Origin of the sequence: Curtobacterium sp. MCPF17_051, assembly GCF_003234595.1 — a bacterium.
Classification (GTDB): Bacteria; Actinomycetota; Actinomycetes; order Actinomycetales; family Microbacteriaceae; genus Curtobacterium; species Curtobacterium flaccumfaciens.
In genome coordinates this window covers 63,991-90,208 of the sequence record NZ_QKSE01000010.1, presented here as the reverse complement: position 1 = coordinate 90,208, position 26,218 = coordinate 63,991, and the positions used below count along the sequence as shown (strand labels likewise).

The 26,218-nt window shown below is 70.4% G+C and carries 18 protein-coding genes and 1 tRNA gene; 17 read left to right on the top strand and 2 right to left on the bottom strand.

From position 1 onward, the window contains the following. The first annotated feature begins 25 nt into the window (after nt 1–25). From DEJ35_RS09490 to DEJ35_RS09475, 4 genes are all read left to right on the top strand, one after another. Nucleotides 26–1,195 (top strand): helix-turn-helix domain-containing protein, encoded by a 1,170-nt coding sequence (locus DEJ35_RS09490; RefSeq protein ID WP_111192631.1) that lies wholly within the window; start codon nt 26–28, stop codon nt 1,193–1,195. Nucleotides 1,196–1,250: 55 nt separating this feature from the next. Next, nucleotides 1,251–1,335 (top strand) — tRNA-Leu (locus DEJ35_RS09485). A 694-nt stretch (nt 1,336–2,029) separates the two neighbouring features. Then, nucleotides 2,030–2,635: an ANTAR domain-containing response regulator gene (locus tag DEJ35_RS09480; protein ID WP_017887240.1), complete on the top strand. Its 606-nt coding sequence runs from the start codon at nt 2,030–2,032 to the stop codon at nt 2,633–2,635. Nucleotides 2,636–2,743: 108 nt separating this feature from the next. After that, complete coding sequence (locus tag DEJ35_RS09475) at nt 2,744–3,214, top strand: GNAT family N-acetyltransferase (protein WP_110862741.1); 471 nt, start codon at nt 2,744–2,746, stop codon at nt 3,212–3,214. A 16-nt stretch (nt 3,215–3,230) separates the two neighbouring features. On the opposite strand, the gene DEJ35_RS09470 is transcribed toward DEJ35_RS09475, so the two are convergent. Continuing rightward, entirely contained in the window at nt 3,231–3,599 is a 369-nt protein-coding gene (locus tag DEJ35_RS09470) for a PaaI family thioesterase (protein ID WP_051596794.1), read from the bottom strand. Between the two features lie 128 nt (nt 3,600–3,727). Between DEJ35_RS09470 and polA the strand changes: the two genes are divergently transcribed. The 7 genes from polA to DEJ35_RS09435 all read left to right on the top strand — a co-directional run bounded on the left by polA (nt 3,728) and on the right by DEJ35_RS09435 (nt 14,280). Then, nucleotides 3,728–6,370 carry a DNA polymerase I gene (gene polA, locus DEJ35_RS09465; RefSeq protein ID WP_258378459.1) on the top strand — a complete coding sequence of 881 codons (2,643 nt, stop codon included), beginning with the start codon at nt 3,728–3,730 and terminating at the stop codon, nt 6,368–6,370. A gap of 50 nt (nt 6,371–6,420) precedes the next feature. Further along, the gene (locus DEJ35_RS09460) at nt 6,421–8,100 is read left to right on the top strand and encodes a DUF885 domain-containing protein (protein ID WP_111192630.1); all 1,680 of its coding nucleotides are present in this window, start codon (nt 6,421–6,423) and stop codon (nt 8,098–8,100) included. Nucleotides 8,101–8,258: 158 nt separating this feature from the next. Further along, on the top strand, nt 8,259–9,734 hold the full coding sequence (rpsA, locus tag DEJ35_RS09455; protein WP_027465699.1) for a 30S ribosomal protein S1: 1,476 nt from the start codon (nt 8,259–8,261) through the stop codon (nt 9,732–9,734). A gap of 92 nt (nt 9,735–9,826) precedes the next feature. Next, nucleotides 9,827–10,429 carry a dephospho-CoA kinase gene (gene coaE / locus DEJ35_RS09450; RefSeq protein ID WP_111192629.1) on the top strand — a complete coding sequence of 201 codons (603 nt, stop codon included), beginning with the start codon at nt 9,827–9,829 and terminating at the stop codon, nt 10,427–10,429. Beyond that, nucleotides 10,426–11,469 carry a hypothetical protein gene (locus tag DEJ35_RS09445; RefSeq protein ID WP_111123659.1) on the top strand — a complete coding sequence of 348 codons (1,044 nt, stop codon included), beginning with the start codon at nt 10,426–10,428 and terminating at the stop codon, nt 11,467–11,469. The genes coaE and DEJ35_RS09445 overlap by 4 nt, the downstream gene beginning before the upstream one ends. Nucleotides 11,470–11,491: 22 nt before the next feature. Next, entirely contained in the window at nt 11,492–12,988 is a 1,497-nt protein-coding gene (locus DEJ35_RS09440; RefSeq protein ID WP_111123660.1) for a class I adenylate-forming enzyme family protein, read from the top strand. A gap of 47 nt (nt 12,989–13,035) precedes the next feature. Further along, nucleotides 13,036–14,280, top strand: coding sequence for an acyltransferase (locus DEJ35_RS09435; protein ID WP_181435556.1), 1,245 nt, complete (start codon nt 13,036–13,038; stop codon nt 14,278–14,280). A gap of 205 nt (nt 14,281–14,485) precedes the next feature. Here DEJ35_RS09435 and DEJ35_RS09430 read toward each other — a convergent pair whose 3' ends face one another. Continuing rightward, nucleotides 14,486–15,814 (bottom strand): MFS transporter, encoded by a 1,329-nt coding sequence (locus DEJ35_RS09430; protein ID WP_110862748.1) that lies wholly within the window; start codon nt 15,812–15,814, stop codon nt 14,486–14,488. A gap of 170 nt (nt 15,815–15,984) precedes the next feature. Here DEJ35_RS09430 and uvrB point away from each other — a divergent pair, with 170 nt between their 5' ends. The 6 genes from uvrB (at nt 15,985) to whiA (ending at nt 26,144) form a co-directional block, all read left to right on the top strand. Then, on the top strand, nt 15,985–18,057 hold the full coding sequence (gene uvrB / locus DEJ35_RS09425; protein WP_110862762.1) for an excinuclease ABC subunit UvrB: 2,073 nt from the start codon (nt 15,985–15,987) through the stop codon (nt 18,055–18,057). Then, nucleotides 18,047–18,964, top strand: a complete 918-nt coding sequence (locus DEJ35_RS09420) for an SDR family NAD(P)-dependent oxidoreductase (RefSeq protein WP_111192627.1) — start codon at nt 18,047–18,049, stop codon at nt 18,962–18,964. The genes uvrB and DEJ35_RS09420 overlap by 11 nt, the downstream gene beginning before the upstream one ends. A gap of 48 nt (nt 18,965–19,012) precedes the next feature. Then, on the top strand, nt 19,013–22,054 hold the full coding sequence (gene uvrA / locus DEJ35_RS09415) for an excinuclease ABC subunit UvrA (RefSeq protein WP_258378458.1): 3,042 nt from the start codon (nt 19,013–19,015) through the stop codon (nt 22,052–22,054). After that, the gene (gene uvrC, locus DEJ35_RS09410; RefSeq protein ID WP_110862750.1) at nt 22,055–24,085 is read left to right on the top strand and encodes an excinuclease ABC subunit UvrC; all 2,031 of its coding nucleotides are present in this window, start codon (nt 22,055–22,057) and stop codon (nt 24,083–24,085) included. Between the two features lie 103 nt (nt 24,086–24,188). Then, on the top strand, nt 24,189–25,088 hold the full coding sequence (gene rapZ / locus DEJ35_RS09405; protein ID WP_111192626.1) for an RNase adapter RapZ: 900 nt from the start codon (nt 24,189–24,191) through the stop codon (nt 25,086–25,088). 75 nt (nt 25,089–25,163) lie between these two features. After that, nucleotides 25,164–26,144 (top strand): DNA-binding protein WhiA, encoded by a 981-nt coding sequence (gene whiA, locus DEJ35_RS09400; protein WP_027465690.1) that lies wholly within the window; start codon nt 25,164–25,166, stop codon nt 26,142–26,144. Nucleotides 26,145–26,218: the final 74 nt, after the last annotated feature.

Here is a 26,218-nt window from a genome sequence, read left to right as displayed (position 1 = left end):
GCGGGTGGGGCCGATCGGAGGACGCATGCGCGCACCCGGTCGGCTCCGCCCGCTCGTCGCCGCGTCGTGGCAGCGGTCCGCCCGGGTCGACCCCGACGCCACCCCGGTCCTCGCCCTCGACGACGACGAACTCGATGCCGTACGGCACGCCGGCCCCCTCGCCACCCTGCTGCCGGTGGTCCGTCGGCTGCTGCTCGACGACTCCCGCTCGGCCGGGTGCGTCGTCGCCGTCGCGGACGCCGGGGGTCGTCTCGTCTGGGTCGACGGCGCCCGCTCCACGCGTCGCGCCGCCGAGGACATGGGCTTCGTCCCCGGAGCCGACTGGTCGGAGGACCGCGTCGGCACCAGCGCGCCCGGCACGGCACTGCGTCTGGACCGTCCGGTGCAGATCCGGTCCGACGAGCACTACGCGAACGCCGTCAAGCCCTTCTCGTGCACCGCCGTCCCGGTGCACGACGCGAGCGGCGCCACCGTCGGGGTGCTCGACCTGACGGGCGACGACCGCGCAGTCGAACGGCACACGCTTTCGCTGCTCGCCGCTACGGTCGCCGCCGCCGAGGCCCAGCTCGCCCTGGCCGCGGTCCGCCCACCGGTGCGGACACCCGGCGTGCCGTCGGCCGAGCTGACCGTGCTCGGTACCGACACCGCCGTGCTCCGGATCGCCGACCGCCGGGTCGAGCTGTCCGCCCGGCACTCCGAACTGCTCGTCGTGCTCGCCGCGCACCCCGCCGGCCTCGCGGCGACCGACCTCGCCGCCGCCGTCTACGGAGACCCGGGCTCGGTCGTCACCCTGCGCGCCGAGGTCGTCCGGCTGCGCCGGGTCCTCGCGCAGCACGCCCCGGACGTGACCGTGACGTCGCGGCCGTACCGGGTGACCGGGGTCCGGACCGACGTCGACGGCGTGCTGTCCGCGCTCGAACGCGGGGCGCGCCTCCAGGCCGTCGACCGGTACGCCGGACCGGTCCTGCCGGGCTCCGCCGCACCCGGCGTCGACGCTGTCCGTGACCTGGTGCGGCTGCGGTTCCGCGAGTCGGTCGTCGCCGACGGCGGCGTCGACGCCCTGCTCGCGTGGGCGCGCACCCCGGACGGTGCGACCGACGCGCTCGTGCTCCGCGCGCTGCTCGCGGTGCTGCCGCGGCGGTCGCCGCGACGGGCTGGTCTGGTGGCGGCGATCGAGGCGCTCGAGGGCTCCTGAGACGGTCGACGACGGGCCGGGAGGCGCGGGTCGGGCTGGTAGTGTTGGCCTCCTCGCGAGTGTGGTGGAATCGGCAGACACGGGGCACTCAAAATGCTCTGCCTCACGGCGTGCGGGTTCAAGTCCCGCCACTCGTACCAAGATGCGCACGGCGTGCGGGGCAGCACCGATCCGCGTCCCGCCACTCGTACCAAGATGCGCACGGCGTGCGGGGCAGCACCGATCCGCGTCCCGCCACTCGTACCAAGATGCGCACGGCGTGCGGGGCAGCACCGATCCGCGTCCCGCCACTCGTACCAAGATGCGCACGGCGTGCGGGGCAGCACCGATCCGCGTCCCGCCACTCGTACCAAGATGCGCACGGCGTGCGGGGCAGCACCGATCCGCGTCCCGCCACTCGTACCAAGATGCGCACGGCGTGCGGGGCAGCACCGATCCGCGTCCCGCCACTCGTACCAAGAAGCTCACGGCGTGCGGGGCAGCACCGATCCGCGTCCCGCCACTCGTACCAAGAAGCTCACGGCGAGCGGGGCAGCACCGATCCGCGTCCCGCCACTCGTACCAAGATGCTCACGGCGAGCGGGGCAGCACCGATCCGCGTCCCGCCACTCGTCCCAAGAAGCTCACGGCGAGCGGGGCAGCACCGATCCGCGTCCCGCCACTCGTCCCAAGAAGCTCACGGCGAGCGGGGCAGTACCGATCCGCGTCCCGCCACTCGTCCCAAGAAGCTCACGGCGAGCGGGGCAGTACCGATCCGCGTCCCGCCACTCGTACCAAGCATCGTTCTGCGTGGTCTGGGATACGGCACTTCCGTCGTCTAGTAGGCTTTCGCCCGTGAGTGACACAGAAGCAACAGCACCAGCACCCCGTCGCGTCGTCGTCGCCGAGGACGAGTCGCTCATCCGCCTCGACATCGTGGAGATCCTCCGCGACAACGGGTTCGACGTGGTCGGTGAAGCCGGTGACGGTGAGACCGCCGTCCAGCTCGCGACCGACCTCCGCCCCGACCTCGTCGTGATGGACGTCAAGATGCCCCAGCTCGACGGCATCTCCGCAGCCGAGAAACTGTCCAAGAACCACATCGCGCCCGTCGTCCTGCTGACCGCGTTCAGCCAGAAGGACCTCGTCGAGCGTGCCACCGAGGCCGGCGCGCTGGCCTACGTGGTCAAGCCCTTCACCCCGAACGACCTGCTCCCCGCGATCGAGATCGCCCTCTCGCGGTACCAGCAGATCATCACGCTCGAGGCCGAGGTCGCCGACCTCGTCGAGCGCTTCGAGACCCGCAAGCTCGTCGACCGCGCCAAGGGCCTGCTGAACGAGAAGATGGGCCTCACCGAGCCCGAGGCGTTCCGCTGGATCCAGAAGGCCTCGATGGACCGCCGCCTGACCATGCACGACGTCGCGAAGGCGATCATCGAGCAGCTCAGCGCCAAGAAGTAGTCCAGCGCTCCACCGTCGCTCACGGAACGCCGCCGGCCCCCTGGGGTCGGCGGCGTTCCTGCGTCCGGGGGCGGGGCGTGTGTCGCGACCACCTGGCAGGCTGGAGGCATGGACGACGTGGTGATCCGGGCCTCCCGGCCTGACGACATGCCGGCGGTGGCCGACCTGCGGTGGCGGTGGAGCGTGGACGAGGGCGGCGCTCATCCGGTGGCGAGCGTGGAGGCGTACCGCGATGCCATGACGGCGTTCGCCGCCGACCACGCGGAGTCGCACCGGTGCGTCGTCGCGGAGCGGGACGGTGTCGTGCTCGGCATGGCGTGGCTCGGGCTCGTCGCGCGACCGCCGCTGCCGGACCGGCCGGGGCGCCGGCTGACCGCCGACGTGCAGACGGTCTACGTGCACCCGGAGCTGCGAGGTTCCGGCGTCGCCGGACGGCTCGTCACGGCCCTGCTCCAGGTCGCCGACGAACTCGGCGTGGAGCGGACGTCGGTGCACTCGAGCGTGGACGGCGAGCGGCTCTACCGGCGGCTCGGGTTCGGCGACGCCCGCCTGCTGCTGCAGCGGCCGCCGGAGGACTGAGCCGTCGGTCCGTCGGTCAGCGACGCTCGCGGATCATGTTCGTGATCCGGACGGTGGAGCACCGGCGACCCTGGTCGTCGGTCAGGACGATCTCGTGGGTGGTGAGCGTGCCGCCCAGGTGGATGGCGGTGCACGTGCCCGTGACGATGCCGCTCGTGGCGCTGCGGGAGTGCGAGGCGCTGAGCTCGATGCCGACGGCGTAGCGACCGGGCCCGGCGTGCACGTTGGCGGCCATCGAACCGAGGCTCTCCGCGAGGACGACGTAGGCGCCGCCGTGCAGCAGGCCGACCGGCTGGCGGTTGCCCTCGACGGGGATCGAACCGACCGCCCGCTCGGCCGAGAGTTCGGTGATGACCATGCCCATCTTCTCGGCCAGCTCGCCCATGCCGCGTTCGTCGAGGCGTGGATCGATCGTGGTCGATGTGGTGTCGTCGGTCACGGTCTGCGTCGACCTTCCGTGTCAGCGGGCGTCGGTAGGCTGTCCGGGTGTCGGACTCCGCAAAGCCTACCCTCATGGTCATCGACGGCCACTCGCTCGCCTTCCGGGCCTTCTACGCGCTGCCGGTCGACAGCTTCGTGAACCGCGAGGGGCAGCACACCAACGCGATCCACGGCTTCATCTCGATGCTGCTGATGCTCCTGCAGCGCGAGAAGCCCACCCACCTGGCGGTGGCGTTCGACATCTCCCGGTTCTCGTTCCGCACGCGTGAGTACGCCGAGTACAAGGGCACCCGCTCCGAGACCCCGGCCGAGTTCAAGGGACAGATCCCGCTCCTGCAGCAGGCGCTCGAGGCGATGGGCATAACCACCGTCACGAAAGAGGACTACGAGGCCGACGACATCCTCGCGACCCTCTCCAAGCAGGGTGCCGACCAGGGCTTCAAGGTCTACGTGGTCTCCGGCGACCGCGACTCGATCCAGCTCGTCAACGACGACGTCACCCTGCTCTACCCGTCGGTCCGCGGTGTCTCCGAACTCACCCGCTACGACCGCGACAAGGTCTACGAGCGGTACGGCATCGAGCCCCACCAGTACCCGGACATCGCCGCCCTCGTCGGCGAGACCAGCGACAACCTGATCGGCATCGACAAGGTCGGCGAGAAGACCGCGGTCAAGTGGGTGACCCAGTACGGGTCGCTCGACGGCGTCCTCGAGCACGCCGACGAGATCAAGGGCGTCGTCGGGAACAACCTGCGCGAGCAGCAGGACCGGGCGATCCGGAACCGCCGGCTCAACCGCCTGGTCACCGACGTCGAGCTGCCCGTCGGTCCCGCCGACGTCGCGCTCCGCCCGGTCGACGAGACCGCGGTGCGCGAGCTCTTCGCCAAGCTGCAGTTCCGCACGCTGCTCGACCGCGTCTTCAAGGTGGCCGGGTCGGGCGATCCCGCCGAGCCGGCGGCCGAGGGCACCGTCACCGACGGCGCGCCGACCCCGCCACCCGTCAAGACCCTGATCGACGAAGAGCTCGGCTACTGGCTCGAGCGCCGCAACGCGACCGAGGCGGCGAACGGCTACGGCGTCGCGGTCGAGGTCATCGACGGACGCCTCAGCGCCATCGGCATCGCGACCCACGACGACGCCGTGCTGGTGCCGGGCGGCAGCGGCGCGAAGGACTACGAGCAGCTCTCGGCCTGGTTCGCCTCCGACGCCCCGAAGCACTTCCACGACGCCAAGGCGGCGATCAAGGCGCTCGGCACCGCCGGCTTCGTCGTGAACGGCATCGCCGGCGACGCCCGGATCATGGGGTGGCTCGCGCAGCCGGGCAAGCAGGGGCAGCCACTGTCGGACCTCGTCTACCAGGAGCTCGGCGAAGAACTGCCGACGGCTGACCCCAACCAGCTGGTCCCCGAGACCGACCCGGTCAACGTCGGGGTGCACGCGTGGTTCGTGCTCCGCGTCACCACGGCCCTGCGCGCCCGGATCGACGCGTCCTCGCTGCGGGTCCTCGACGACATCGAGCTGCCGCTCGTGTCGGTGCTGGCCGGCATGGAGACCATCGGTGTCGGCATCGACCGCCCGGTGCTCACCGGCCTGTCGAAGGAACTGGGGGAGCGCGCCGCCGAGCTCGCGCAGCAGGCCTTCGCCGAGATCGGGCACGAGGTCAACCTCGGGTCGCCGAAGCAGCTGCAGGAAGTCCTGTTCACCGAGCTCGCGATGCCGAAGACCCGCAAGACCAAGACCGGGTTCTCGACCGACGCCGCAAGCCTGGCCGACCTGCAGGAACAGCACCCGCACCCGTTCCTCGGGCTCCTGCTGCAGCACCGCGACGCCACGAAGCTCCGGCAGATCGTCGACACGCTCGACGCCGCCGTGGTCGACGGGCGCATCCACACCCGCTACGAGCAGACCGGAACGAGCACCGGCCGGGTCTCGTCGACCGACCCGAACCTGCAGAACATCCCGGTGAAGACGGCCGTCGGTCGCCGGATCCGGTCGGCGTTCGCGGTCGCCGAGCCGTACACGACGCTCGTGACCGCCGACTACTCGCAGATCGAGATGCGGATCATGGCGCACCTCTCGGGCGACCCGGGGCTCATCCAGGCCTTCAACGAGGGCGAGGACCTGCACCGCTTCGTCGGCGCCCGCGTGTTCGGCGTCGACCCGTCCGAGGTCTCCAACGAGATGCGCACCAAGGTCAAGGCGATGTCCTACGGCCTGGCCTACGGGTTGAGTGCCTTCGGTCTGTCGAAGCAGCTGCGCATCGAGCAGTCCGAGGCCCGCACCCTGATGACCGAGTACTTCGCCCGCTTCGGTGCGGTGCGCGACTACCTGCGCAACGTCGTCGAGCAGGCGCGCGAGGACGGCTACACCGAGACGATCTTCGGTCGCCGTCGCCCGTTCCCCGACCTGAAGAGCCCGAACCGGGTCCTGCGTGAGAACGCCGAGCGCGCCGCGCTGAACGCCCCGATCCAGGGTTCGGCCGCCGACATCATCAAGATCGCGATGCTCGGGGTCGCCGACGACCTGCGCGAAGGCGAGCTGCAGTCCCACCTGCTGCTCCAGGTGCACGACGAGCTCATCCTCGAGGTCGCGCCCGGTGAGCAGGAGCGTGTGGAGGAGATCCTCCGCACCCGGATGGGCAGTGCTGCCGAGCTGAGCGTCCCGCTCGACGTCTCGGTCGGCGTGGGGCCGAACTGGGAGAGCGCCGCCCACTGACCCGGGCGGCCCGGGGGTCCTGTCGACCCGCGGGTCGGTAGGGTCGGGGCATGAGCGAAGAGCGTCCTGTCCGCCAGCCGTCCGCCGTCGACCGCGTCGCCGAGGACTGGGTCACCACCCTCGTCGACCTCGACCCGACGACCGCCACGTACATCGGCGTCCCGGGGCGCACGGGGGAGTACGGCGACACCTCGCCCGCCGGTGCCGCCGCGATGGCCGAGGCGGCGCGCGGTGCGAAGCGTGCGCTCGACGCCGCTCCAGCCGTCGACTCCGTGGACCAGGTGACGAAGGCCGACCTCGGCGCCGAGCTGGACCTGGTGCAGGAGTCGTACGAGCGCAAGCTGCACCTCCGCGACCTCAACGTCATCGCGAGCCCGGCGCAGTCGGTCCGCGAGATCATCGACCTGATGCCGACCGCGACCGAGGGCGACTGGCAGGACATCGCGAGCCGGCTGCACGCGCTGCCGGACGCCCTCGAGGGCATCCGCGAGACCCTGCTCGAGGGCACCCGCGAAGACGTCACCCCGGCCAAGCGCCAGATCGCCCTGGTCGCCGAGCAGGCAGCCCGGAACGGCGCCGAGGACGGCTTCTTCGCGCGCCTCGCCGAAGGCGCCGCGTTCGACGACGATTCGCCGGTGCCGGACACGCTCCGCGCCGAGCTCACCCGCGGAGCCCAGGTCGCCTCGGCCGCGTACCGCTCGCTCGGGCAGTTCCTGGAGCACGAGCTGCTGCCGCTCGCCACCCCCGTGGACGCCGTCGGTCGCGAGGCCTACGAGCTGCACTCGCGCCGGTTCCTCGGCGCGGTCGTCGACCTCGACGAGACGTACGAGTGGGGCCTCGAGGAACTCGCGCGCATGCGGGACGAGCAGGAGCGCATCGCCGACCGCATCGAGTCCGGCGCGAGCGTTGCCCGGGCGATCGAGGTGCTCGACACCGATCCGTCCCGGATCCTGCACGGAACCGACGCGTTGCAGCGGTGGATGCAGGAGACGAGTGACGCGTCGATCGCCGCGATGGCCGGGACCTACTTCGACATCCCGGACCCGATCCGTCGGCTGGAGTGCCGGATCGCCCCCACGCAGGAGGGCGGCATCTACTACAGCGGCCCCTCCGACGACTTCTCCCGTGCCGGACGCATGTGGTGGTCCGTGCCCGAGGGCGTCACCGAGTTCGGCACCTGGCGCGAGAAGACGACGGTCTACCACGAGGGCGTCCCCGGACACCACCTGCAGATCAGCCAGGGCGTCTACAACCGCGGTGAGCTGAACACCTGGCGCCGGCAGCTGTCCGGGTCCTCCGGACACGTCGAGGGCTGGGCCCTGTACGCCGAGCGGCTGATGGAGCAGCTCGGGTTCCTCGACGACGACGGCGACCGGCTCGGCATGCTCGACGGGCAGCGGATGCGTGCGGCCCGCGTCGTCCTCGACATCGGCGTGCACCTGCAGAAGACGAACCCCGACGGAGGCGGCTGGACGTGGGAGTACGCGCTCGACTTCATGGGGCAGAACGTCAACATGGACCCGGCGTTCGTCCGGTTCGAGGTCGCACGGTACTTCGGGTGGCCGGGGCAGGCACCCTCGTACAAGGTCGGCCAGCGCGTCTGGGAGTCCATCCGCGACGAGGTCGCCGCGCGCGAGGGAGCCGACTTCGACCTGAAGGCGTTCCACCACCGGGCGCTCTCGCTCGGCAGCATCGGCCTCGACACCCTCCGGACCGCGCTGGTCGGGTGACGCGCCGTCGACACGCCCGGTTGTGGGGCCTCCGCCGGTGCGGTTAGACTTGTGCGGCGCAATCCGCGCCACTCAATCAATCGCCACGGCGGTGCACCACGGGGGCCGAGTCCCCGCACGCCATGGCCCGACTCATGTCCGTTCGGAGCAATCTCTACATGACAACCACTACGACCAAGGCTCCTAAGCAGGTCGCCATCAACGACATCGGTTCGGCTGATGACTTCCTGGCCGAGGTCGAGAAGACCCTGAAGTTCTTCAACGACGGTGATCTCATCTCCGGCACCGTCGTGAAGATCGACCGCGACGAGGTCCTCCTCGACGTCGGTTACAAGACCGAGGGCGTCATCCCCTCGCGCGAGCTCTCGATCAAGCACGACGTCGACCCCAACGAGGTCGTCGAGGTCGGCGACGAGGTCGAGGCCCTGGTTCTCCAGAAGGAGGACAAGGAAGGCCGCCTCATCCTGTCGAAGAAGCGCGCGCAGTACGAGCGTGCGTGGGGCGACGTCGAGAAGATCAAGGAGTCCGACGGCGTCGTGACCGGGACGGTCATCGAGGTCGTCAAGGGCGGTCTCATCGTCGACATCGGCCTCCGTGGCTTCCTCCCCGCCTCGCTCATCGAGCTCCGTCGTGTCCGCGACCTCACGCCGTACCTCGGCCAGGAGATCGAGGCCAAGATCCTCGAGCTCGACAAGAACCGCAACAACGTGGTCCTGTCGCGCCGTGCGCTCCTCGAGCAGACGCAGTCCGAGTCCCGGACGACGTTCCTCAACAACCTCCACAAGGGCCAGGTCCGCAAGGGCATCGTGTCCTCGATCGTCAACTTCGGTGCGTTCGTGGACCTCGGCGGCGTCGACGGTCTCGTCCACGTCTCCGAGCTCAGCTGGAAGCACATCGAGCACGCCAGCGAGGTCGTCGAGGTCGGTCAGGAAGTCACCGTCGAGATCCTCGAGGTCGACCTGGACCGCGAGCGCGTGTCGCTCTCGCTCAAGGCGACGCAGGAGGACCCGTGGCAGGTCTTCGCCCGCACCCACGCGATCGGTCAGATCGCACCGGGCAAGGTCACGAAGCTCGTCCCGTTCGGTGCCTTCGTCCGCGTTGCCGACGGCATCGAGGGCCTGGTGCACATCTCGGAGCTCTCGAACAAGCACGTCGAGCTCGCCGAGCAGGTCGTGTCGGTCAACGACGAGGTCTTCGTCAAGATCATCGACATCGACCTCGACCGTCGCCGCATCTCGCTGAGCCTCAAGCAGGCGAACGAGGGCGTCGACCCGGAGAGCGACGAGTTCGACCCGGCGCTCTACGGCATGCCGACCGAGTACGACGACAAGGGTGACTACAAGTACCCCGAGGGCTTCGACCCGGAGACCAACGAGTGGCTCGAGGGCTACGACACGCAGCGCACCGAGTGGGAGGGCCAGTACGCGGCCGCCCAGGCGCGTTGGGAAGCCCACAAGGCGCAGGTCGCGAAGACCATCGCCGACGAGGCGCAGGGTGGCTTCGACCTCCCGGCCACGGCTTCCTCGTCGTCGTCGACCTCGTCGTTCGCCGGCGAGACGGGTGGCGCAAGCCCCCTGGCCGACGACGCGTCGCTCGCTGCACTCCGCGAGAAGCTCAGCTCGACCAACAACTGATCGAGCGGTTCGTCCCGACCGGAAGCCCGGCACCCCTGACAGGGTGCCGGGCTTCCGGCGTTTCCGGGCATCGGGGTCGTTACCCTGTTGCCGTGCACATCATCGGACTCACGGGCGGCATCGCCGCGGGCAAGTCGACCGTCTCCCGACGCTGGACCGAGCACGGGGCCGTCTTGGTCGACGCCGACCGACTGGCGCGGGACGCCGTGGCACCGGGCAGCCCGGGCCTGGCGCAGGTCGCCGAGCGGTTCGGATCGTCGGTGATCGCCGCCGACGGTTCCCTCGACCGGCCGGCGCTCGGGTCGATCGTGTTCGCGGACCCCGCGGCGCGGAAGGACCTCGAAGCCATCACGCACCCCGAGGTCTGGCGGCTCGCGCAGCAGGCGTTCGACGCCGCCGAGGCCGCCGACCCCGACGCCGTGGTGGTCTACGACGTGCCGTTGCTCGCCGAGGCCCGCGGCTCGCGCCCGCTCCGGTTCGACGCGGTCGTGGTGGTCGACGCCCCCGCGGCGCAGCGCATCGAACGGCTCGTCGAGCACCGCGGGATGCCCCGTGACGAGGCCGAGCGTCGTGTCGCCGCCCAGGCGAGCGACGCAGACCGTCTCGCCCTCGCCGACCACGTCGTCGACGCCACCGGGACGCTCGAGCAGACGATCCGCTCCGCTGACGAGGTGTGGGCACGGATCACGGCATGAGCCACCGTCTGCTGCTGGTCCTCGCCGCGATCGTCCTCGTGGCGATCGGGGCCGGTTCGCTCGTCGCCGCGAACGTCCTCGGTGCCCAGCGAGTGGCGGACAACGGCCGGGTCGCGGTGCACGAGCGGCCGTCGGGTGACGAACGCGGGCCTCACGGGGAGTTCCACCGGTTCCGGCTCGGAACGGTGAACGGTGAGCGGCTCACCCCGAACCGCGACGACTTCGCCGCGCGCACCTCGGCCGACGGCCCGCTCCTGTTGTTCCTGCCCGCGACCCGGTCCCGTCCGGCCGAGTACCAGCGGTTCCTCGGGGCCGCGCTGGCGGACGGCTACCACGTGCTCGGCCTCGACTACTGGAACCTCGGTCGCACCCTGTCCGGCACGTGCGAGGCGGACGCGCGCTGCTACGGCATGGTCCAGCGGAACCGCTTCGACGGCACCCGGCCGTCGGAGTTCAGCGCGGTCAGTCCGGCCGGGTCCATCGTCTCGCGCTTCCGTGACGCCGTCGCGTACCTCGACGACCACGACCCCGACGGCGGCTGGGGGCGGTTCGTCCAGGGCGACGACCGCATCGTCTGGAACGACGTCGTCGTGGCCGGGCACTCGCAGGGCGGCGGAGAGGCGGCGTACATCGCGCACGTCCGCAGTGTCCACGGTGCGTTGATGTTCTCCTCGCCCGTCGAGTCCCGCGGGCCGTCGCACGCAGCGTGGATGGACCGCCCGGGCCGGACACCGGTCGACCGGATGTACGCCATCGACGACGTCCGTGACGCGTTCGGCCCCCGCATCACCGGTTCGTGGGACGTCCTCGGGCTGAGTGGCGTGTCCGGGCCGTTCGAGACGGACACCACCCCGCCCGTCGCCGGCGCGGACCCGCACGCGATCCTCACCGACCTCCGCGGCGACGGCAAGGCGCACTCCCTGATCATCAAGGACTCGACACCGCTCACCCGTGACGGCGTGCCCCGGATGCTCCCGCTCTGGCAGTGGATGCTGCACCGGTTCTCCACAGATCCCGCTGTTCCCTCCGACCGCTCATAGGGTCGGGCAATAGCCTTCTTGCGTGCAGCCCGTTCGCGATGAACCCGACCTGCGCTCGCTCATCCGTGCCCGTGCGGCCGGCGGGGGCGAGCGCCACTTCCTCGAGGATGCTCGCTCCGAGCGCGTCCTGACGTACCGTGCGCTCGACGACGCGGTCACCGCCTGGTCGCGGACCTTCGACGCGATCGGCATCGCCCCGTCGGGTGCCGTCCTGGTCGACGTGGGTGACCCGCTCGCGTTCGCGGTCGTGCACCTGAGCGCCGTCGCCGCAGGTCTCAGGGCGATCCCCGTCGACACCGGCCAGCCGGCCACCGAGCCCGGCCGTCTCGCCGACCTGATCGGGGGTGCGTCCATCGTCGTGTCCGACCGCTCGGTGGACGCGACCGTCCCCGGGGCGCCGGCCAGCGGGATCGACCCCGCCACGTTCCTCCCGACCGCCGTCCGTGACGGCGACCTGCCCGCCGACAGCCCGCACGCGCCGGGTCAGGGTTCCGTCGTGCTGTTCACCTCCGGGTCGACCGGCACACCGAAGGGCGTCGAGCTGCCCGAGACGCAGCTGCTGTTCGTCGCCCGTGCCGTCGCGCGGCACAACCGGCTCGTGCCGGAAGACCGCGGGTTCAACTCGTTGCCGCTGTTCCACGTCAACGCCGAGGTGGTCGGGCTGCTCGCGACGCTCGTCGCCGGCGCGACCCTGGTGCTCGACCGGCGCTTCCGTCGCACCGGGTTCTGGGACCTGCTCGCGGAACGCCGGATCACCTGGCTGAACGCCGTCCCGGCCGTCCTGGCCGTGCTGGCGAAGACCGGGCCGCTCGAGTTCCCGTCGGGCCTGCGGTTCGTGCGCAGCGCGTCGGCGCCGCTGCCCGATCCCGTGCGCGCCGCCCTCGGCGACGTGCCGCTCGTCGTGAGCTGGGGCATGACCGAGGGCGCCTCGCAGATCACGGCGACCCCGCTGGACGAACCGGCCCGGCCGGGTACCGTCGGGGTGCCGGTCGGGTCCGAGGTGCAGGTCCGCGGCGAGGACGGCTCGCTCCTGCGCGCCGACGAGATCGGCGCCCTGTGGGTGCGTGGTGCGGGGATCGTCCGCGGGTACCTGGGCGGGCGCGCGTCCGAGCGGTTCGACGCCGACGGCTGGCTCCACACCGGTGACGTCGGGTCCGTCAGCGCCGACGGCTGGGTGTCCCTGGCCGGGCGCTCCGACGACGTCATCAACCGCGGTGGCGAGAAGGTCTACCCGTCCGAGGTCGAGGACGTCCTGCTCGGCGACCCACGTGTGCTCGAGGCGGTCGTCGTCGGCCGCCCCGACGACGTGCTCGGTGCCGTCCCGATCGCCTACGTGATCCCGCAGCCCGACGAACCCGTCGACCACGCAGCCCTCGTGGCCGACCTCGTGGCCCGGGCCGAGGCGCACCTGACGCGGTTCCGCCGACCTGTCGAGGTCATCGTCGTGCCCGACCTGCCGCGTGCGCCCACCGGCAAGGTGCAGCGCGCGAAGGTCCGGACCATGGCCCGACCCTCGTGAACGGACCATCACGCGTGTCGCCGGCGTCGACCGGCGCTGAGCCGGGGGTGCAGACACCGACGCGCACGGCCGCGGGCAAGCCCCGGCACCTGTACGAGGTCGACGTGCTCCGCATCCTCACGTTCGCGTGTGTGATCGGGGTGCACACCACGAGCCACACCGCCGCCGCCGACGACGTCGGGCTGAACGCGCTGCTCGCCCTGCTGCACTTCACCCGGCTGGTCTTCTTCTCGCTGACCGCGTTCGTGCTCGTGTACAGCTACACGTTGCGCCCGCGTCCGATGGCGCAGTTCTGGCCGAAGCGGTTCCTGCTCGTGGGCGTGCCGTACCTGGCGTGGTCGTTCCTCTACGTCGCGGCGGCGTGGCTGCTGAGTCCGACCCGCCGGGGCGACGTCCCGGACCTGGTGCGCACCGCGGCCGAGGGCATCGTCACCGGCACCTCGTGGTACCACCTGTACTTCCTGCTCGTGACGATGCAGGTGTACCTGCTCCTGCCGGTGATCGTCTGGCTGGTGCGCCGGACCCGCGGGCACCACGTGACCGTGCTGGTCGTGGCGTTCCTGGTCCAGCTGGTGGTGTTCGCCGGGTACAAGTACTTCCCGGCGAGCGACGCGTGGATGCACGGGTACCAGAAGCAGTTCTTCTTCTCGTACGTCTTCTTCATCGTCTCGGGGGCGATCGCCGCCGACCACGCGGACGCCTTCCTGCGGTTCATCCGGGTCCACCGCCGTTCGGTCCTGTGGGCCTTCGCCGGTGTCGGGGGGCTCACCCTGGGCGTGTGGGCGCTGCAGGTCGGCCTCGGGCAGTCCCTCTACGCCGCGGGGACACCGCTGCAGCCGATCCAGGCGGTCTGGAGCACCGCGGTGTTCGTCGGGTTCCTGGCGATCGGCGCCGCGTGGGCGGACCGCCGGCGACCCGGCAGCCGGGCCGCCCGTTTCGTCGACTACGCGTCCGATCGCTCGTTCGGCATCTTCCTGAGCCACCCGTTCGTCATCTGGATCCTGCTCTTCGGCGACAGCTGGCTCGAGGCCGCCGTGCCACGGCCGTGGCTCACCCTCGTCACGTACGTGCTCGTGTTGGTCCTGTCCGTCGCGGTGACCGAGCTGTTCCGGTGGACGCCGCTCAGCGTGCCGCTGACCGGCCGGCCGTCGTTGTCCTCTCGGGCGTCGCGAGCGGCGCGGGCGCGTCGTTCCGCAGGCGCGGCGGTGCCCCGGCGGTCGCCGGAACCGGTGGAGCCGGACGACGCCCTCGTCGGCGAGACCGACGACGTCGGGCGGCGCGCGGCGCGCTGAGCGCCCGCGCGCCCGGCGCAGCTCTGGGAGGTCCCGTCCGTGGTGCGACGGCGGCGCCATCGCACCGAGTCCGGAACCCCGCACCAGCCGTGCGGGGCGGTGGACGCGTGGCGGGCGGCCGGGAGGCGCGGGGCGGGCCCGACGCGTGCCTCCCGGCCGTCGCGCGCGGACCACCAGGGCCGGCGCACGTTCCGCGCGTCGCCCGTCAGGCCGGGCGCTGCTCGGCCTTCGGGGTGCCGATCTCGAGCACGCCGTCGGTGGAGGTCAGCCGCTGCGGCTTCATGAACCAGGCGACGACGGCCGCGGCTCCGAGCAGGGCGCAGGAGAGCGCGAAGGGCACCTGCCAGCCCGAGGCGTCGATGAGCAGGCCGAACACGATGGGCGAGACCACCCCGGCGATGCCGAACCCGGTGTTCATGAAGCCCGAGGCCGTGCCGGACCACTGCGGCGCGACGTCCATCGGGATCGCCCAGAGGTTGGCGTTGCAGAGTTCGAGGAAGAAGAACGACAGGGCCAGCGAGATCGTCGCGACGAGCAGGCCCTGCCCGATCACGAGCGGGATGAGGCAGAGGAGCGAGCCGCCGAGTCCGATCACCAGGATGATCCGGCGGGCGTTCCGGGTGTTCCCGCCGCGGTGGATGATGCGGTCACTGAGCATCCCGCCGACCGTGTCCCCGACGACACCGGCCAGCAGGATGAGGGTGGTGAACAGGGCGAAGTCGCCGATCTCCAGGCCGTAGGTGGAGCTGAGGAACGTCGGGAGCCACGTGAGGAACACCCAGAGGGTCCAGCCGTACCCGAAGTCGACGAAGGTGACCGGCAGGATCTGCTTCGCCATCTGCCGCCACGGCACCGGGGGACGGGTCGCACGGGTCTCGACCGGCGGGAGCTCGGCGAGCTCGACCTGCGTGATGCCCTTCGCGGACTCGGGCTTGTCGCGGAACCAGACGAACCAGACGACGGCCCACGCCAGGGACAGCACCGCGGTGGCGAAGAACGCCCAGCGCCAGCTGCCCGTCGCGCCGATCACCCACGCGACGATGAGCGGGGCCAGGGCGTTGCCGAGCCGGGCGGCCGAGTGGACCACGCCCTGGGCGAAGCCGTTCCGGTCGCGGGGGATCCAGCGGCTCATCGCCTGGGTGGCGGTCGGGAACGCGGCGGCCTCGCTCAGGCCGAGCAGCGCACGAGCAGCGAACAGGGTCCAGAAGCCGACGGCGAAGCCGGTCCAGAGCGTCGCGACGCCCCAGATCACCGTGATGACGAAGAGTGCCCGGCGCGGGCCGAACTTCTCGCTGATCGTGCCGCCGAACACCTGCAGCAGGGCGTACGGCAACGAGAAGGCGGAGACGATGAGGCCGGCGGTCGCCTCGTTGAACCCGAACTCCTCGGTGATGTGCGGCAGCGCCGTCGAGATGTTCGTCCGGTCGATGTACGAGATCGCGTACATGCAGCAGAGCAGGACGAGCACACGCCCGCGGATGCGTCCGCGGAACGGGGTGCCCTTGATCGGTGCGGCCGGGGTCGCCGTGGTCATGAGGCCTCTTCGGGGGAGTGGGAAGGAGTCGGGTGGCTGATCGGATCGAACGGTATGCCCGGTGGCCATCAGTCGACTTGGAGCCCGCTTGCAGCGGACAATACGCCGAGGGCGAGCAGGGGTCCTCGATGTCAGGGGTGCCGACTACCGTTGTCCCCATGGGTGTTGCGATCGAACCGACCCGAGCGGTACGTCCGTTCGAGGTCATCAGCGAGTACTCGCCGAGTGGCGACCAGCCCGCGGCCATCGCGGAACTCGCCGGACGGATCAACGCCGGTGAGACCGACGTCGTGCTGCTGGGTGCGACCGGTACCGGCAAGTCGGCGACGACCGCGTGGCTCATCGAGCAGGTGCAGCGGCCGACGCTCGTGCTCGCGCACAACAAGACCCTCGCGGCCCAGCTCGCCAACGAGTTCCGCAGCCTGATGCCGAACAACGCGGTCGAGTACTTCGTCTCGTACTACGACTACTACCAGCCCGAGGCGTACGTCCCGCAGACCGACACCTTCATCGAGAAGGACTCCTCGGTCAACGCCGAGGTCGAACGGCTCCGGCACTCGACGACGAACTCGCTGCTCAGCCGCCGCGACAGCGTCGTGGTGTCGACGGTCTCCTGCATCTACGGCCTGGGGACGCCCGAGCAGTACATGAACGCGTCGGTCGCACTCCACGTGGGTCAGACGATCTCCCGCGACCAGCTGGTGCGCAAGTTCGTCGCGATGCAGTACCAGCGCAACGACGTCGACTTCGCCCGTGGCACGTTCCGGGTCCGCGGCGACACCATCGAGATCATCCCGATGTACGAAGAGCACGCCATCCGCATCGAGATGTTCGGCGACGAGGTCGAGGCGCTCTCGTCGCTGCACCCCCTCACCGGCAACGTCATCGACGACCTGCCTGCCGTGTCGATCTTCCCGGCTTCGCACTACGTCGCCGACACCGACGTGATGCACCGCGCGATCGCCTCCATCAAGGAAGAACTCGCGGAACGGCTCGCCGAGCTCGAGGGCCAGGGCAAGCTGCTCGAGGCCCAGCGACTCCGCATGCGCACCACGTTCGACATCGAGATGATGGAGCAGATCGGGTTCTGCTCCGGCATCGAGAACTACTCGCGGCACATGGACGGCCGTGGTCCGGGCGAGGCGCCGCACTGCCTCATCGACTACTTCCCCGACGACTTCCTCCTGGTCATCGACGAGTCGCACGTCACCGTGCCGCAGATCGGCGCGATGTACGAAGGCGACGCCTCGCGCAAGCGCACGCTCGTCGAGCACGGCTTCCGTCTGCCGAGCGCGATGGACAACCGCCCGCTCAAGTGGGAGGAGTTCCTCGACCGCGTCGGCCAGAAGGTCTTCCTGTCGGCGACGCCCGGCAAGTACGAGCTCGGGATCACGGACAGCGTGGTCGAGCAGATCATCCGCCCGACGGGTCTGATCGACCCCGAGATCGTGGTCAAGCCGAGCGACGGCCAGATCGACGACCTGCTCGAGGAGATCAAGCAGCGGGTCGAGAAGGACGAGCGCGTCCTCGTCACCACGCTGACCAAGCGCATGGCCGAGGAACTCACCGACTTCCTCGGGAACGCCGGTGTCCGCGTCCGGTACCTGCACTCCGACGTCGACACCCTCAAGCGCGTCGAGCTGCTGACCGAGCTGCGGCAGGGTGTCTACGACGTGCTCGTCGGCATCAACCTGCTGCGCGAGGGGCTCGACCTGCCCGAGGTGTCGCTCGTGGCGATCCTCGACGCCGACAAGGAAGGCTTCCTCCGCTCGTCGACGTCGCTCATCCAGACGATCGGTCGCGCTGCCCGCAACGTGTCGGGCCAGGTGCTCATGTACGCCGACAAGATGACCGACTCGATGAAGACCGCGATCGAGGAGACCGATCGCCGTCGTGAGAAGCAGGTCGCCTACAACCTGGAGCGCGGCATCGACCCCCAGCCGCTGCGCAAGAAGATCGCGGACATCACCGAGGTCCTGCAGCGCGAGAACGACGACACGAAGGCACTCCTGCAGGGTCGCCCCGGCACCGACGGCCGTCGGTCGCCCACGCCGAACCTCAAGCGCGGCGGCATCGCGGGCGAGGGCGCGACGCAGCTCGGTGCCACCATCGCCGACCTGAACGATCAGATGCTGCAGGCTGCGGCCGAGCTGAAGTTCGAGCTCGCGGCGCGACTGCGCGACGAGGTGCAGGACCTGAAGAAGGCCCTGCGCCAGATGGAGTCGGCCGGGCATGTCAGCTGACGGCGCCCGCACGGTCGTCGTCACCGGCGCGAGTGCCGGGCTCGGGTACCACGCCGCCGAGCAGCTCGCCGCGGCGGGGCACCGTGTGGTGCTGGCCACGCGCGACCGTGACCGGGCGGACGCCGCCGAGCGCAGCATCCGACGGCACGTCGACGGAGCCTCGCTCGCCCACGTCCACCTCGACCTCGCCGACCTCGACTCGGTCAACGCCGCCGCCGACGAACTCGCCGCGCTGGAACCCGACGGCGTCGACGCCGTCGTGAACAACGCCGGGGTCGTCGGGGCGTCCACGCCGGGGAGCACGGCGCAGGGCACCGAACTGCAGATCGGCACGAACCACCTGGGACACTTCGCGTGGACCGCCCTGGTCCTGCCCCTGCTCGAGCGACGAGCCGGCCGGGTCGTGCACCTGGGGTCGATCGCCCACCGGTTCGCAGGGCTCGACACGATCGATCCACTCGGGGTCGGTCGGTACTCGAGCCACCGCCAGTACGCCAGGAGCAAGCTCGCGGTGATGCTGTTCGGTTTCGAGCTCGCCGAACGACTGGCCGACTCGGGGTCGTCCGTGTCGAGCGTCGTCGCGCACCCCGGCCTGTCGCTCGACCGACTGTCACCGGCCCGCCCAGACGTCAGCCCGACACGACCCGAACCCGAGTGGATCCGCCCGGCGCAGCGCATCGTCGCCCAGGGCAAGGACGTCGGCGCCCAGCCGCTCGTGCACGCGGCCGTCGGTGCGGACGTGCGCTCGGGGGAGTACTGGGGCCCGGCGGGCTGGATGCAGCTCCGTGGTCCGGCCACGGTGGTCGCGGCCGAACCACGGGCGCACGACCGTACGGTCGCAGCGCAGCTCTGGGCGGCGAGCGAGCGCGCATCCGGTGTCGCGTTCGCTCTCGACGCACTCGTCTGACCCTCCATCCCGGCCGAATGTCGGTGCCGCTTCGTAGAATCGACGACGATGACCATCACCTCTGACCCCGGTACCTCGACGTCGGGCCGGAACGCCTTCGGCGAGCCCGCTGACCTCCACCTCCCCGGCGGGACCGCACCGCACAGCACCTCCACGCTCAGCGTGCGCGGCGCCCGCGTGCACAACCTCCGTGACGTCGACCTCGAGATCCCGCGCGACTCGCTCGTCGTCTTCACCGGCCTGTCCGGGTCGGGCAAGTCCTCGCTGGCGTTCGACACGATCTTCGCCGAGGGACAGCGCCGGTACGTCGAGTCGCTGTCCGCCTACGCGCGCCAGTTCCTCGGCCAGGTCGACCGTCCCGACGTCGACTTCATCGAGGGGCTCTCGCCGGCGGTCTCGATCGACCAGAAGTCGACGAACCGCAACCCCCGGTCGACGGTCGGCACGATCACCGAGGTCTACGACTACATGCGTCTGCTCTGGGCGCGCATCGGGGTCCCGCACTGCCCGACGTGCGGCGAGGTGATCAGCAAGCAGACCGTGCAGCAGATCGCCGACCAGCTCATGCAGTTCGAGACCGGCACCCGGTTCCAGGTCCTCGCGCCCGTCATCTCCAAGAAGAAGGGCGAGTTCGTCGACCTCTTCCAGGAACTCGCGGCGTCCGGCTACGCCCGTGCGATCGTGGACGGGGAGCGCATCCAGCTCAGCGACCCGCCCAAGCTCAAGAAGCAGGTCAAGCACGACATCTCGGTCATCGTCGACCGCCTGGTGGCGAGCGACGACATCCTCGGCCGTCTCACCGACTCGCTCGAGACCGCCCTGCGGTTGACCGACGGCACCGTCGGCATCGACCTGGTGGACCACGAGGGGCCCGGAGCGGTCCGGACCTACTCCGAGAACCTCTCGTGCCCGAACAACCACCCGCTCGCGCTCACCGAGATCGAGCCGCGCACGTTCTCGTTCAACGCGCCGTTCGGTGCGTGCCCCGAGTGCTCCGGCCTCGGCACGCGCATGTCGGTCGATCCCGACCTGGTGCTCGGCGACCCCGAGGCCTCGTTGCGCGACGGCGTCCTGCTGCCCTGGACCGGGACGAGCGGGCTGTACTCCTACTTCGACAAGCTGCTCGGCGGCCTCGGCAAGGAGCTCGGCTTCTCGCTCGACACCCCGTGGAACCAGCTCGACCCCGCGGTGCAGGCGTCGATCCTGACCGGCAAGGACTTCCAGGTGTCGGTCTCCTGGCGCAACCGGTTCGGCCGCGAGATGCGGTACACGAGCGGCTTCGAGGGCGTCATGCCCTACATCGAGCGCAAGTTCGCCGAGGCCGAGTCGGACTCGCAGCGGCAGCGCTTCCAGGGCTACCTGCGCGAGGTCCCGTGCCCGGTGTGCGAGGGAACCCGTCTCAAGCCCGAGGTGCTCGCGGTGACGGTCAACGACCGCAGCATCGCGGACGTCACCGACATGTCGCTCGACAACGCGTACGCGTTCATGGACGAGCTGACGCTGACCGACCGTGAAGCGCACATCGCCGCCGCGGTCCTCCGCGAGATCCGCGCACGCCTCGAGTTCCTGCTCGAAGTCGGTCTGAACTACCTCACGCTGGCACGTGGTGCCGGTGGTCTGTCCGGCGGCGAGGCGCAGCGCATCCGCTTGGCGACGCAGATCGGCTCCGGGCTGACCGGCGTGCTGTACGTGCTCGACGAGCCGAGCATCGGCCTGCACCAGCGCGACAACCGTCGACTCATCGACACGCTGGTCAAGCTCAAGGACCTCGGCAACACGCTCATCGTCGTCGAGCACGACGAGGACACGATCCGCACGGCCGACTGGGTCGTCGACATCGGCCCCGGCGCCGGTGTGAACGGCGGCAACGTGGTGCACTCCGGCTCGTACGAGGACATCATCGAGAACCGTGAGTCGATCACCGGTGACTACCTCGCCGGCCGACGCGCGATCGATGTGCCGACCGAGCGCCGCAAGGTCAACCTGAAGCGCGCCATCACCGTGCAGGGCGCCCGCGCGAACAACCTCAAGTCGATCGACGCGGACTTCCCCCTCGGTGTGTTCACCGCGGTCACGGGCGTGAGTGGTTCCGGCAAGTCGACGCTGGTGAACGACATCCTGTACAAGGTGCTCGCCAACCAGCTCAACGGCGCACGGCACATCGCGGGAAAGCACACCCGGGTGAAGGGCCTCGACCAGCTCGACAAGGTCGTGCACGTCGACCAAGCACCGATCGGCCGCACGCCACGGTCGAACCCCGCGACCTACACGGGCGTGTTCGACCGCATCCGTCAGCTGTTCGCCGAGACGCAGGAGGCCAAGACGCGTGGCTACCAGCCCGGCCGCTTCAGCTTCAACGTTAAGGGCGGCCGCTGCGAGAACTGCGCGGGCGACGGCACGATCAAGATCGAGATGAACTTCCTGCCCGACGTCTACGTCGCGTGCGAGGTCTGCGGTGGTGCGCGCTACAACCGCGAGACGCTCCAGGTGCACTACAAGGGCAAGAACATCTCCGAGGTCCTCGACATGCCGATCAGCGAGGCGGCCGAGTTCTTCGAGCCGATCTCGGCGATCCACCGGTACATGGCGACCCTCGTCGACGTGGGCCTCGGCTACGTGCGCCTGGGTCAGAGCGCGACCACGCTCTCCGGCGGCGAGGCGCAGCGCGTCAAGCTCGCCACCGAGCTGCAGCGCCGCTCGAACGGCCGCACGGTCTACGTGCTCGACGAGCCGACCACCGGTCTGCACTTCGAGGACGTCCGCAAGCTGCTCCTCGTGCTGCAGAGCCTGGTCGACAAGGGCAACACCGTCATCACGATCGAACACAACCTCGACGTCATCAAGTCCGCCGACTGGTTGATCGACATGGGACCCGAGGGCGGTTCCGGTGGTGGCACGGTCCTGGCGACGGGCACCCCGGAACACGTGGCGACCGTGCCGGAGAGCCACACCGGTGTCTTCCTGCGCGAGATCTTCGACGCGCAGGACGCCCGGGTCGGCAAGCAGCAGGCGGTCGGCGCACGCCAGGCCACCCAGAAGCAGCAGGGCACGACCAAGCAGGCGAGCAAGCAGAAGGCGGGTGCTCGGTAGGTGGCGGACACCGTCCCGTGGCGTCCGAAGGCGGGGGAGATCCCGACCGACCCGGGCGTCTACCGCTGGCGTGACGAAGCCGGTCGGGTGCTCTACGTCGGCAAGGCGAAGAACCTCCGCGCCCGGCTGAGCAACTACTTCGCACCGTTGCCGACGCTGCACGAGCGCACCCGGCGCATGGTCCTGACGGCGCGCAGTGTCGAGTGGACGACGGTCGGCTCCGAGATCGAGGCGCTCCAGCTGGAGTACACCTGGATCAAGGAGTTCGACCCGCCCTTCAACGTCAAGTTCCGCGACGACAAGTCGTACCCGTACATGGCGGTCACCCTGGGTGACGAAGCGCCGCGGGTGATGGTGACGCGCAACCGCAAGATCAAGGGTGCGAAGTACTTCGGTCCGTACCCGAAGATCTGGGCGGTGCACGACACCATCGACCTGATGATCAAGGTGTTCCCGATCCGCACGTGTTCGGACTCGTCGTACAAGAAGGCGATGCAGACCGGCCGCCCGTGCTTCCCGGGGCAGATCGGCAAGTGCGGCGGCCCCTGCTCGCAGAAGGTCACGATCGAGGAGCACCGTGCCCTCGTCGAGGAGTTCGTACGCTTCATGAACTCGTACGACCGTCGGGTCATCACCGAGCTCCGGCAGCGCATGGGGGCCTCGGCGGACGCGATGCAGTACGAGCAGGCCGCGAAGTACCGCGACCAGGTCGAGGCGCTCGAAGCCGTGCTCGAGAAGTCCGCCGTGGTGCTCCGCGACTCGGTCGACCTCGACCTGTTCGGCATCGCGGAGGACGAGCTCGCCGCGGCCGTGCAGCTGTTCTCGGTCCGTGGTGGTCGCATCCGCGGTGTCCGCGGCTGGGTGGTCGACAAGGAGCTCGACATCGCCACGGGCGATCTCGTCGAGCAGATCGTGCAGGGTGTCTACGTCACCGACGAGCCCCCGCGCGAGGTCGTCGTCCCCGAGCTGCCGGAGGACGCGGACGCGCTCCAGGAGTGGCTCAGCAAGCGCCGGAACGGGCGCGGTACGAAGCTCAGCACGGCACAGCGCGGCGATCGTGCCGGTCTCGCGCGGACGGCCGCGCAGAACGCCGGGCAGGCGCTCATGCTCTACAAGACCAAGCGTTCGGCCGACTACACGACGCGGGCCGCGGCACTGGCCGACATCCAGGACGCCCTCGGCATGACCGAGGCGCCGCTCCGCATGGAGTGCTACGACATCTCGCACCTGCAGGGCACCAACGTCGTCGCGTCGATGGTGGTGTTCGAGGACGGTCTGCCGCGCAAGGACCAGTACCGCCGGTACTCGATCGCCGAGACCACCGACGACACCGACAGCATGTACCAGGTGCTCTCGCGGCGCCTGGCGCGGCTGGACGAGGACGCCGAGCTGCCGGACGTCCCGGACGTCACGACCGACGAGGTCGTCGAGGGGTCGAAGCCGACGAAGCGGTTCGCGTACCGCCCGCAGCTGCTCATCGTCGACGGTGGCCAGCCCCAGGTGCAGGCAGCGAAGCGCGCGATGGACGAAGCCGGCGTGCACGACATCGCCCTGGTCGGCATCGCGAAGCGGCTCGAGGAGCTCTGGCTGCCCGACGACGACTTCCCGGTCATCCTGCCCCGCAACTCCGAGGCGCTCTTCCTCATCCAGCGCATCCGTGACGAGGCGCACCGGTTCGCGATCACCCACCAGCGCAGCAAACGGAAGCGTGACGTCCGGTCGCGGCTGTCCGAGATCCCCGGTCTCGGTCCGAGCCGCGTCAACGCCCTGCTGAAGCACTTCGGCTCGGTGGCCCGGCTGCGCGAGGCCACGGCCGAGGACATCGGCGAGGTGAACGGGATCGGCCCGGCGACCGCTGCCGCGGTGGTCTCGAAGCTGGCCCAGACGCCGACGAGCGCACCCGCCACGAGCGCGTCGAGCGCCCCCGAACCGGACGCCGACGCGATCACGGACACCGGAACCGGAACCGATCCCGGAGGCCCGGTGCGGGTCCCCGAGGTGACCGACGACGGTCCGCAGCGACCGTCGTGACGAACCCCGCGCCTCCCGGCCGTCACCGGGCGGTAGCCTGGTCCGGCAGCCGAGACCTCCCCGGGCGACGCGCCCGGGCCGCCACGACGGAGCCCACTCCCAGATGACCGACAGCGCCACCGCGACCACCCACGCGTCGCAGCACGACATCCTCATCGTCACCGGCATGTCCGGGGCCGGGCGGTCCACCGTCGGCAAGGCCCTCGAAGACCTGGGCTGGTACGTCGTCGACAACCTGCCCACGCAGATGCTGGCCCCGCTGACCGAGCTGGCCGACCGCGCGGGGGAGAAGATCCCGAAGATCGCCACCGTGGTCGACGTCCGTGGCGGGCGGTTCTTCACCGACCCCGAGCACGCGGTCGAGCAGGTCCGCTCGAGCACGTCCGCGCGGGTCCGGGTGCTGTTCCTCGAGGCCACCGACGCCGTGCTGGTCCGGCGCTTCGAGCAGGTCCGTCGACCCCATCCGCTCCAGGGCGAGGACACCCTGCTCGACGGCATCGCCCGCGAGCGGGCGCGTCTCGCCGGCCTGCGCGAGGCGTCCGACGTGGTGATCGACACCTCCGACCTCAACATCCACCAGCTCGCGAACACCGTGATCGAACACTTCGCCGACGAGCACTTCGTGGGTGTCCAGGTCACGCTGATGAGCTTCGGGTTCAAGTACGGACTGCCCGCCGACGCCGACATGGTGGCCGACGTGCGGTTCCTCCCGAACCCCTACTGGGTGCCGGAACTGCGGCCCCACACCGGGCTCGACCAGCCGGTCTCGGACTACGTGCTGGCCCAGGCCGGAGCCCGTCCGTTCGTCGATCGCTACGCCGCCGTCCTCGAGCCGGTGTTCGAGGGGTACCAGCGCGAGAACAAAAGACACGCTACGATCGCCATCGGCTGTACCGGCGGGAAGCACCGCTCGGTCGCCATCGTCGCCGAGTTGGCGAACCTCCTCCGCGGGATGCCAGGCGTCGCCGTGCGTGTGAAGAACCGAGATCTCGGCCGGGAGTGACCGTCCCTCCGGCCGCTCCCACGCCCGTGCCGCCGGATCTGCGGGAACCACTGAACGAACGTTAGGAATGATGCTGTGCCGTTGACTGCCGAGGTCAAGGACGAACTGGCCAGGGTCGCCGTGAACCGCAACACGGTCCGCGCCGCCGAACTGGCCACGATCCTCCGGTTCGCAGGTGGTCTGCACGTCATCTCGGGCCGCATCGCGGTCGAGGTCGAGCTCGACACCCGGATCATCGTGCACCGGGTCCGCAAGGACCTCGCCGAGCTCTACGGCGTGCGCAGCGAGGCATCGGTGGGGTCGTCCGCGTCCGCCCGCCGTGGCACCCGCTACCTGGTCCGCGTGCTCGAGGCGGGGGAGACCCTCGCCCGCCAGACCGGCTTGATGGACGCCCGTCGTCGCCCCGTCCGCGGGCTGCCGAACCGCCTGACCACGGGCAACCGCGAGGACCTGGCCGCCATCTGGCGCGGCGCCTTCCTCGCCTCCGGCACCCTGACCGACCCGGGTCGGGCTGCAGCGCTCGAGGTCACGTGCCCCGGCAACGAGGCCGCGATGGCCCTCGTCGGTGCCGCGTCGCGTCTCGGGGTCGCCGCCAAGGGCCGCGAGGTCCGCGGGGTGCACCGCGTCGTCATCCGCGACGGCGAGGCCATCGGTCAGATGCTGACCGTCATGGGGGCCGCGCGCACCACCGCCGACTGGGAGGAGATGCGCCAGCGCCGCGAGGTCCGTGCGACCGCGAACCGCCTGGTCAACTTCGACGACGCGAACCTCCGCCGTTCCGCGCAGGCCGCCGTGGCCGCCTGCGCCCGGGTCGAGCGTGCGCTCGAGATCCTCGGCGACGAGGTCCCTGACCACCTGCAGTACGCCGGCACACTGCGCCTGCAGCACCGCGACGCCTCGCTCGACGAGCTCGGCCAGCACGCGGACCCGCCCATGACCAAGGACGCCATCGCCGGCCGCATCCGTCGCCTGCTGGCGATGGCCGACAAGCGGGCCTCCGACCTCGGCATCCCGGGCACCGAAGCGAGCGTTCCCGAGGAGCTCGAAGGGGCCTGACACGGGTCTGTCGACCCTGCGGACGGGAGGCGCGGTGCCAGCTGGCACCGCGCCTCCCGTCCGTTTCACGGCCC

What these genes read in the sequence shown, in the direction of transcription:
- DEJ35_RS09490 (WP_111192631.1), top strand. Translation starts at nt 26, where the DNA reads ATGCGCGCACCCGGTCGGCTCCGCCCGCTCGTCGCCGCGTCGTGGCAG.
- DEJ35_RS09475 (WP_110862741.1), top strand. Translation starts at nt 2,744, where the DNA reads ATGGACGACGTGGTGATCCGGGCCTCCCGGCCTGACGACATGCCGGCG.
- DEJ35_RS09470 (WP_051596794.1), bottom strand. Translation starts at nt 3,599, where the DNA reads ATGGGCGAGCTGGCCGAGAAGATGGGCATGGTCATCACCGAACTCTCG.
- polA (WP_258378459.1), top strand. Translation starts at nt 3,728, where the DNA reads ATGGTCATCGACGGCCACTCGCTCGCCTTCCGGGCCTTCTACGCGCTG.
- DEJ35_RS09460 (WP_111192630.1), top strand. Translation starts at nt 6,421, where the DNA reads ATGAGCGAAGAGCGTCCTGTCCGCCAGCCGTCCGCCGTCGACCGCGTC.
- rpsA (WP_027465699.1), top strand. Translation starts at nt 8,259, where the DNA reads ATGACAACCACTACGACCAAGGCTCCTAAGCAGGTCGCCATCAACGAC.
- DEJ35_RS09445 (WP_111123659.1), top strand. Translation starts at nt 10,426, where the DNA reads ATGAGCCACCGTCTGCTGCTGGTCCTCGCCGCGATCGTCCTCGTGGCG.
- DEJ35_RS09430 (WP_110862748.1), bottom strand. Translation starts at nt 15,814, where the DNA reads ATGACCACGGCGACCCCGGCCGCACCGATCAAGGGCACCCCGTTCCGC.
- DEJ35_RS09420 (WP_111192627.1), top strand. Translation starts at nt 18,047, where the DNA reads ATGTCAGCTGACGGCGCCCGCACGGTCGTCGTCACCGGCGCGAGTGCC.
- uvrA (WP_258378458.1), top strand. Translation starts at nt 19,013, where the DNA reads ATGACCATCACCTCTGACCCCGGTACCTCGACGTCGGGCCGGAACGCC.
- rapZ (WP_111192626.1), top strand. Translation starts at nt 24,189, where the DNA reads ATGACCGACAGCGCCACCGCGACCACCCACGCGTCGCAGCACGACATC.